This is a genomic window from Streptomyces coerulescens (genome assembly GCF_042657965.1).
In the GTDB taxonomy this organism is placed as follows: Bacteria; Actinomycetota; Actinomycetes; order Streptomycetales; family Streptomycetaceae; genus Streptomyces; species Streptomyces coerulescens.
Window position 1 is genome coordinate 1 of record NZ_JBHSKM010000065.1, and the last position, 1,398, is coordinate 1,398.

The window sequence follows — 1,398 nt, forward strand, 5'->3', positions numbered from 1 at the left end:
CCGCTGCTGGAGCGTTCCACGGGAATGCCGTCCTGCGAACGCTTTGGCATTACAGGTGGGACGGCGGCAGGGCATCGTCTCAGCGCAGTTCGTGCAGGAGGCGAACGGCCCTCGTCGGGGCAGGGGGAACCCTCCCACAACGTCGGTGTGCCCCACCTTGAGGGTGGGGCACACCGACGTCACCAGTGCCGATCGCAGATGGCGTCTCCGTGCCGGGTCGGCCACTCCAGCCCGATCAAAGGCGGCTGCTCGTTGCTATGTGCGCTTGGACCCGGTCGGCCACAACCGTGGGCTGCGCTTGGCCGCCAGATCCTCGACCCACCCGACGGACACGATCATCAGGCCGACGAGCGGCCAGACCAGCACGAACATGAACCACGCGTAGTGCGTTTCGAGTGTCTGGCCGAAGTGCTCGTCGAAGCCTGGGATCTCCCACAGCCGGCCGAGGAGCGCGCTGGTGACCAGGAGCATGGACATATGCCACAGATAGATGGTGACGGCCCGGTTGTTGAAGAGCGTAACCATCTTGTCGAACACGGCCAGCTTGCCGGGCAGTTGCTGCCACGAGGGCGAGAACGTCAGCAGGATCACCACGAAGCCGAGAGACCAGGCCGCCTGAGCGAGCGGGATCTCGTTGAGGTTCCAGCCTTCGACCTGATGCCCGGATGCCCACCACAGGCCGAAGGCCATCACGGCAGCGGAAGCCGGCAGAGAGATCCAGCGGGATATCTCCTTGAGCTTGCCCTCCGCGTGCGCGAATCCCAGCACCCAGCACGATCCGTAGATCGCGAAGTCGGTGACAGCTTCGCCGACTTGACCCGACATCGTGACGAGTCCGCTGCTGAGGACGGCTGTGAACGCGAGCGGTGCGAGCACTGTCGCCCACGGCATGCGCCGAAAGGCCCACAGCAGCAGTGGCGAGGCGATCACGAACCACAGGTAGGCGCGGATGTACCAGAGCGGGACTGCCGCAGTGGTCGCCCAGTCCACATCGAGCAGCCCGGACGGTGACCCGTTCTCCAAGGGGAAGGGAGGGGTGCCAATCGGGACGATGTAGTTGAGCAGTTCCAGGAACCAGTCACCGCCGAGATCGTCGGCGGGCTTCCAGCCCAGAAGGAACATCAGCGGGACGACGGCCGCGGCGAACACCCATAGCGGCGGCAGCAGCCGGCGCAGACGTCCACGGATGACGCCCCAGGCGGGACGCTTCAGGGAGCGGGCCATCAGCGCACCCGCCAGGGCGAACATGATGCCCATGGACGGGAAGATCACGGTCAGCCAGGCCCAGCCGAAGGTGTGAAAGGCGACGACGCGGACCAAAGCGATGGTGCGCAGCAGGTCCAGATACCGATCACGGCCAGACTTCTTGGGCGCGGGCTTGACCGGGCTCGAGGAAGG

1 protein-coding gene is annotated in these 1,398 nt (G+C 65.7%); it reads right to left on the minus strand.

Going from position 1 to position 1,398, the window contains the following annotated elements; all coding sequences use genetic code 11:
* Nucleotides 1-255: 255 nt before the first annotated feature.
* Nucleotides 256-1,398, minus strand: a 1,143-nt coding sequence (locus ACFPQ9_RS44595; protein WP_380866205.1) for an acyltransferase family protein, incomplete at its 5' end; no start/stop codon positions are given.